The organism is Microcoleus sp. Pol12B3, assembly GCF_036701355.1.
Lineage (GTDB): Bacteria > Cyanobacteriota > Cyanobacteriia > Cyanobacteriales > Microcoleaceae > Microcoleus.
This window is the reverse complement of sequence record NZ_JAUBQS010000075.1, coordinates 20964-27890: the sequence shown is the minus strand read 5'-3', so window position 1 is coordinate 27890 and position 6927 is coordinate 20964. Positions and strand designations below refer to the sequence as shown.

The window sequence follows — 6927 nt, the reverse complement described above, 5'->3', positions numbered from 1 at the left end:
GACAAACACAAGATAGAAGCACCCACCGCTTCAATCATAGGCTTAATTGAATCTACTTTATGCGCTGGTAAGTTATCCATCACTACTACTGCTCCCGACCACAATTGTGGCACTAAACATTGAGCGATAAACACCTCAAATGCTTGGCTATTCATCGAGTTATCCATGGTCATTAATGCCACTACTCGCTGGAAACTAATTGCCCCAATTACTGTGACTTTCTTGCCTCTATAAAAAGGTTTGACCGCATAGGCTCTCGTGCCTCGTTGGAAGCATGAGTTCTGGTTAAACAAGCGTAATACTCCAGTCTCATCTAAAAAGACTAGATTTTTTGGCTCGATATCCTTGACTTTTTCCCAATACTCTAACCTTAACTTCATGACTCTTTCTGTGCCTGCTTGGCTACTCCTGACTGTTTTTTTTTACGATTTAATCCCAACTTCTGTAAGGCGTTACACATGGCTGTTCTACCCACCCAATTTCCCGTCTTCTGGGCAAATAACTCACACAATTCTAGTAAGGTTGCATCAGGATGTGCTGCCACTATTTCTTTTAACTCTTTTGACGCATTATTCAAATAACTGAATCTGGGTTTACCGCTGCGTTTAGGCTGTAAATTCCCCTCGATTTTTTGTTGCTTGACAAGTTTTTGAAAAGAGCTTTTACTGCAGGCAAATATTTCTGCTGTTTTTCGGATCGACAGCTTCTGCTCGATATGGGCTGCTACTATGAAAGGAGCGCAAATCTACTGAGTATGCTTTCATTGGTATATTATTTTTAGTCGATTCTATTGTACCTCATAACATCCGGAAGTGCTGTAATATGGGCCTGCTCTCCGGCATACCCCACAAGAAACTTGATATGTTGTGGAACAGGCATCTTGCCTGTTCCTAAGAATGGTGCAAGTGGACTACCGCAATGTCTATGTTATAATTATAACTAAAAATTAAATAACTATTAAAATATGACGACAACTATTAATGCCAAAAACCTAACATTAGCAGAAGTACACCGTCTGTTCGGCTTTCAAAAGCAGTACACGAACTCATTTAGCTCTCTGTTATCCCTTGAAGATATCACAGAACACGAACAGCAGGAACTTATACAGATTAGGGATGATTTCGATGACTACATTTCAACTGATAGAGTTTCTGAAGGACTGGTAAAAGCTCTGACTACCTTTCCCTTAATGCGATTGGCTGGCTTCTACCGCCGCCAGATTAAAATTAGTTTAGAAGAAGACATCGCCGAAATTAGCATTGAAGATGAAGATACAATCATTAAAGGACGATTTGATATCTTAGCAGTCAACAGGATAAAACCCATCAGAAGCGATACATATTTTTGGGTTTTGGTGATTGAAAGTAAAAATTCTGGAATCAACGCATTGATGGGTTTATCCCAATTGCTAACCTATGCTTATCAAAGTTTAAAATATCAAGACACAATTTGGGGTTTGACAACAAACGGAATGCACTATCAGTTCGTCAATTTTCAGGGGGGCAATAACCCAACCTATCAGCTAATGCCTTTGCTAAACCTGATGGAGTCCGACTCTTCAATTTTGTTGCTGCAAGTGTTAAAAGCTATTTGCAAACTATAAAAAAAGAGGCAGAGAAAATTCCCCGCCTCCAATCTGCAATGACTGTTAACCTAAAAGTTAGATTAGCCAGCCAATACTTTTTAGTAGCCTCTGGTGTTCGGCTTGTGGACGATGAAGCTCAGCACTTGGCACTGCTTCACGTTGTCAAAACCCATGACGCGGATGTAGCAGCTAGGATTTTCTTGACGGCAACTTTGAACTTCAGCCATGATTTCTTGGACGCTGCGAGCACCAAACAAAGGCAACTTCCACAAAGTCCAGTAGCGCATTTCAGCGGCAGAGGTTTCGTTGAATTCTACGCCGGGAATGTAGCCTTGATCCAGGATGTACTGGAGTTGCTTGGCAATTTGCGCGTCTGTCAGCGGGGGCAAATAGGACAGAGTTTCGTAACGACGCTCTTTAGGTAAAGTCTTCATTTTTTGTATCTCTAAGGTGTGTGTTCGATCGCACTTGTCGATCGATTAACTCGACAAATTATCCAGATTCGGTTCAGAATCTATTGATGTTTCAGGATTACTGCTAGAAACAGACCAATTAAGTTGCGTAGTTCGCTCTAAATGCTGGCGCCTGTGTTCCATATTCGCCTGCTGAATGCCAGTACAAACCATTTCTGGCAAAAATTCCGTCACATCGTGAGCCAGATACTCTCGCACAGTCATGATCCGAAAGCCTAAATCTTGATTTTCCAAAAGCAACTCTTGAATATAAGCTTCTCCATCTTGGATCTTGCCCTTAGTGGAAAAGTCATTCAACCAGATTGCCAGAGGAGGATTGGTTTCGCTCAACTGAGCGACCACCATCCGCACGGATTGATAGGTTAGGTAACTTGCCAGCACCTTAGCGGTGTCTTTCGCAACTTGTTTGAGATCCATTTTGACCCCAGCCCCCTCAAATTTTAGATTTTGGATTTTAGATTTTGGATGCAAACTTACTTGTAAATCTTCTTCAAAGATAAAGACTCCACAGCAAGTTTGCTACCTAAAACCTAAAATCTCAAACCAAAAATTCTTAAAGGGTATCCATTGCCTCGAACTCAAACTTGATTTCTTTCCAGAGTTCGCAAGCAACAGCCAGTTCTGGAGACCATTTGCAAGCTTCGCGGATCACGTCGCCGCCTTCGCGCATCAAGTTGCGGCCTTCGTTACGAGCTTGGACGCAAGCTTCCAAAGCAACGCGGTTAGCAGTTGCACCAGGTGCGTTACCCCAAGGGTGGCCCAAGGTGCCGCCGCCGAACTGTAAGCAGGAGTCGTCGCCGAAGATTTCCACCAAAGCCGGCATGTGCCAGATGTGGATACCACCAGAAGCAACCGGCATAACACCGGGCATGGAGGCCCAATCTTGGGTGAAGTAAATACCGCGGCTGCGGTCTTCTTCGATGTGGTCTTCGCGCATCAAGTCTACGAAGCCCATCGTGATGCCTTTTTCGCCTTCGAGTTTGCCCACAACTGTACCGGAGTGCAGGTGGTCGCCCCCGGACATCCGCAAGCACTTGGCAAGCACGCGGAAGTGGATACCGTGGTTTTTCTGACGGTCGATAACTGCGTGCATGGCGCGGTGGATGTGCAGCAAAATACCATTGCGGCGACACCATTTAGCCAAGGTTGTGTTAGCAGTGAAACCACCTGTCAGGTAGTCGTGCATGATGATGGGGGTTTTGATTTCCTTAGCGAACTCAGCCCGCTCCATCATTTCTTCGCAGGTGGGGGCGGTTACGTTGAGGTAGTGACCCTTGACTTCGCCGGTTTCTGCTTGAGCTTTTTCAATAGCTTCTTGAACGAACAAGAAACGATCGCGCCAACGCATGAACGGTTGCGAGTTGATGTTTTCGTCGTCTTTGGTGAAGTCCAAACCGCCGCGCAGAACTTCGTAAACGGCACGGCCGTAGTTCTTAGCAGACAGACCCAATTTGGGCTTAATTGTACAACCCAGCAAAGGACGGCCGTACTTGTTCAATTTGTCCCGCTCAACGGTAATACCGTGAGGAGGGCCTTGGAAGGTTTTCAGGTAAGCAATGGGAATCCGCAAGTCTTCCAACCGCAGAGCGCGCAGAGCTTTGAAACCGAACACGTTACCGACCAAAGAGGTCAGCAAGTTGGTGACGGAACCTTCTTCAAACAAATCCAAAGGATAGGCAATGAAGCAGATGTATTGGTTGTCTTCACCGGGAACTGGTTCGATGTCGTAGCAGCGACCTTTGTAGCGGTCGAGGTCGGTCAGGAGGTCAGTCCAAACAGTCGTCCATGTACCTGTAGAAGATTCAGCAGCCACAGCAGCGCCTGCTTCTTCTGGGGGAACTCCCGGCTGCGGTGTGACGCGGAAAGCAGCCAAAATATCTGTATCTTTCGGCGTGTAGTCCGGCGTGTAATACGTTAGTTTATAGTCTTGAACTCCGGCTTTATACCCAGCCTTTGATTGAGTTTGGGTTTGCGCGTAAGCCATATCTCGCTTCCTAGTATTCGCTTAATTTTTTTGCCCGATCGCAGGCTGTTAAAAATATATCAACAAAGTGTCACTCTCAAATTTTAATATTCTTTTAATCATCATAAGTATTATTTATTTTGCTTTACATTAGGCAAATATTTGTAACATATCTTATGAAATCCCAGCGGCGAAGGATACAGGAGGAAAGGCTGGGGATCGCAGAGTGGGAAGGAATTTTGCTCAACAGAAAGATATGGTGCAGCAAGCGGAACAGCGGATTAATACGGTTTATGTAAAGAATTTAATACTTAAAAATCAGAATTTGTAATGGGTAATCGGCAAGGGGGAAGTAGTTAGAAATACCTAAAGTTATGGTTGGGAGTTAAGATCGATCGGGCGATCGATCTCAACTGTTATTCAGTATGTAGCAATCCCTAATCCAAAATCTAAAATCTAAAATCCCGTGAATCGGAGACCGCCAACTCAAAAATCGACAGCATAGCACATAATATGGACAGGACTTGTGCTCTCAAACCAAATCCGTCGTTACAGCCATTTAACCTCGCTCAAAACCGGGTTTCTGCGTTAGCAGCGCGTAAGTCTACTATGGATATTTAGCCCCATTTTTACTCTGGTTGTGCCTCACCCCCCTTCAAAAGCCGTCCACTGCATCAATCCAGATTGCCCAAGGCCCTACCCTCAGACTTGGGGCAACAATTTTTGTCATAGTTGCGGGGCTCCGCTGCGGCTAAAAAATCGCTATGTGCCTTTAGAAAGCCTCGGTTCCGGGGGTTTTGCAGCAATTTTCACAGTCTGGGACACAGAAACTCAAACCGAGCGCGTCCTGAAAGTGTTGCTCGAAACTGCCCCGAAAGCGCTGAAACTGTTCGAGCAAGAAGCTTGGGTTTTGGCACTTTTGCGGCACCCTGGCGTCCCTAGAGTCGAGCCTGACGGTTATTTTCACGTCCAAACACAAAATTTTGCAGGCGGCGAGGGAAATCCTGCGGCGAAGCGACTGCCTTGTTTGGTAATGGAAAAGATTCACGGCAAGACTTTAGAAGAGGTTCTCGACGAGCACCCTCAAGGATGTCCACAGGAATGGGTGTTTAGTTGGCTGAGTCAAGCTGTGGAAATTTTAGAGGAGTTGCACAGGTGTCAGATTATTCACCGCGACATTAAACCCTCCAATTTGATGCTGCGAGACCCGGAATCGCCCCAAGTATTGCTGAGCAAGGGTTTGGGCGGACTGCAATTGGTGACGATCGACTTTGGGGGAGTTAAACAGATGGGCGGTGTCGAATCCGGGGGGAAAGATTCTCGGAGTTCGACGCGGTTGATTTCGCCCGGGTACAGTCCGCCGGAACAAATTATGGGAGGCGGTGTGGTGCCGGCGACGGATTTTTATGCGCTGGGGCGGACTTGCATTCACTTGCTGACGGGGAAGTATCCGGCGGAAATTGAAGATCCGATGACGGGGGAGTTGCGATGGCGCCACATTGTAGCTGTGAGTCCGGCTTTGGCGAATTTGTTGGACGATATGGTGCGATCGAATGTGCAGCAGCGTCCGGCGACGGCTGGCGATGTTCGGGCGCGTTTGCAGGAGATTTATGCTAGGAGTAAGGGCAAAATCGCGCTCGCCCCAATAGGTCAAGCTATTTTAGAATTCTGCCGGCAAGTAGTGGTGGCAGGGGCGCAAAAAACGGCAAATTTGACGGTTTTGCTGTTCGGCGCGATCGCCCAAATCGTGGTAGCTTCTCTGGATACGGGCTGGGAAATGGTGCTGGGTGCCGTTGGTGGAAGTGCGGGGGCGATCGGCGGTTTGGTTTTGGGTTATGCTTCGCCTATTGGCCCGGAAATTGCCAGTTTTCTGAATGAAGGTTTGCAGCAATTAATTCCTAACATGACTTTCGCTGTCGGGCCGGAAGTGCTGCTGTTTGGATTTGCGGGGTTGGGAACTGCGATCGGTTTGACGGATGCGGGGAGTTTTCGCCAGCAAAAACAGTATTGGCTGTCTGGATTGATGGGAGCTCAGGGTTATTTGTTGGCGGGTTTGTGCTGGATGGAAGCAACAGCTTCTAGTGGCGTGCAGGGGGTTATTTTGGGAGCTTTTGCGATCGCCTCTTTGACTGTGGGAATGGGTTTGCGGAGCCATCAATTAGTTCACGCTTTGGTAGTGGCTGTTTTCTCTACGGGAATGTTTCTGTTTCTGAATACTTGGAACATTTTTCCGGGGAGTTTCTTTGGGATTTTGTCACTGTCTAACGTTACCTTCGGCTGGCTGCAAGTTTGGGGTTCAATTGTGTTCTTTGGTTTGTTGGGAAGTGCGATCGGGCTTTGTTTGGGAGTCAGCCATTATTTGGTTGTGCCTTTGTTGCGGTGGTTGGGCTGGAAGTAGGAATTAACACCAAATCACTATGATAATCAAGTTGTTATCAATTAAGTCTCTCTCAAGATTTTCAATGGTTTGTTCTCTGGCGATCGCCCTTGTCCTCAGCAGCCCCAATCTAGCCAAAGCCGAATCGCGAGAACAAGCCGTCGATCGATTGACAGATTTCTTATTCTACAGGGTTAATCCTCAGTTAAACAATCGCAAACTCCAAGCGGGCGATCGCGAATATAGCAATCAATGGCGGAGATTGCGCGAAGCGATCGATCCGCGAGTCAAGTCGGTACAAGAAGTCTGCTTTAGGCCCGCCCCAGGAGATACAGGATGGGAATTCACGACAATTAACGGCGAAACCTACGAACAAACCTATGATCTACTTGCAGATACAATTTTTTACAGCCGCCATCCTCAACGAACCGGACAGCAAATTCCCAAAAGCGATCGGATCGGCATTAGTGAATGGTCAGCAATTCGACGCGAAATGTATATTTCCAATTGTGGACTGTGAGATTCGATC

8 protein-coding genes are annotated in these 6927 nt (G+C 46.7%); 3 read left to right on the top strand and 5 right to left on the bottom strand.

Annotation, left to right across the window (positions count from 1 at the left end; genetic code table 11):
* Both QUA53_RS25415 and QUA53_RS25410 read right to left on the bottom strand, forming a co-directional pair.
* Positions 1 to 380, bottom strand: a 380-nt coding sequence (locus QUA53_RS25415; protein ID WP_333249162.1) for a transposase, incomplete at its 3' end; no start/stop codon positions are given.
* The gene (locus tag QUA53_RS25410) at positions 377 to 715 is read right to left on the bottom strand and encodes a hypothetical protein (RefSeq protein WP_333249165.1); all 339 of its coding nucleotides are present in this window, start codon (positions 713 to 715) and stop codon (positions 377 to 379) included. The genes QUA53_RS25415 and QUA53_RS25410, both read right to left, overlap by 4 nt.
* Before the next feature lie 249 nt (positions 716 to 964).
* Here QUA53_RS25410 and QUA53_RS25405 point away from each other — a divergent pair, with 249 nt between their 5' ends.
* Positions 965 to 1603, top strand: a complete 639-nt coding sequence (locus QUA53_RS25405; RefSeq protein WP_333096054.1) for a restriction endonuclease subunit R — start codon at positions 965 to 967, stop codon at positions 1601 to 1603.
* An 80-nt stretch (positions 1604 to 1683) separates the two neighbouring features.
* Here QUA53_RS25405 and QUA53_RS25400 read toward each other — a convergent pair whose 3' ends face one another.
* The 3 genes from QUA53_RS25400 to QUA53_RS25390 all read right to left on the bottom strand — a co-directional run bounded on the left by QUA53_RS25400 (position 1684) and on the right by QUA53_RS25390 (position 4042).
* Entirely contained in the window at positions 1684 to 2019 is a 336-nt protein-coding gene (locus QUA53_RS25400; RefSeq protein ID WP_332954823.1) for a ribulose bisphosphate carboxylase small subunit, read from the bottom strand.
* Positions 2020 to 2064: 45 nt separating this feature from the next.
* Entirely contained in the window at positions 2065 to 2475 is a 411-nt protein-coding gene (gene rcbX, locus QUA53_RS25395) for a RuBisCO chaperone RbcX (RefSeq protein WP_333054738.1), read from the bottom strand.
* A 136-nt stretch (positions 2476 to 2611) separates the two neighbouring features.
* Positions 2612 to 4042 (bottom strand): form I ribulose bisphosphate carboxylase large subunit, encoded by a 1431-nt coding sequence (locus QUA53_RS25390; RefSeq protein ID WP_333045238.1) that lies wholly within the window; start codon positions 4040 to 4042, stop codon positions 2612 to 2614.
* 619 nt (positions 4043 to 4661) lie between these two features.
* Between QUA53_RS25390 and QUA53_RS25385 the strand changes: the two genes are divergently transcribed.
* Positions 4662 to 6419, top strand: coding sequence for a serine/threonine-protein kinase (locus QUA53_RS25385; protein ID WP_333096055.1), 1758 nt, complete (start codon positions 4662 to 4664; stop codon positions 6417 to 6419).
* 64 nt (positions 6420 to 6483) lie between these two features.
* Positions 6484 to 6918, top strand: coding sequence for a hypothetical protein (locus tag QUA53_RS25380; protein ID WP_333096056.1), 435 nt, complete (start codon positions 6484 to 6486; stop codon positions 6916 to 6918).
* The last annotated feature ends 9 nt before the right edge of the window (positions 6919 to 6927 follow it).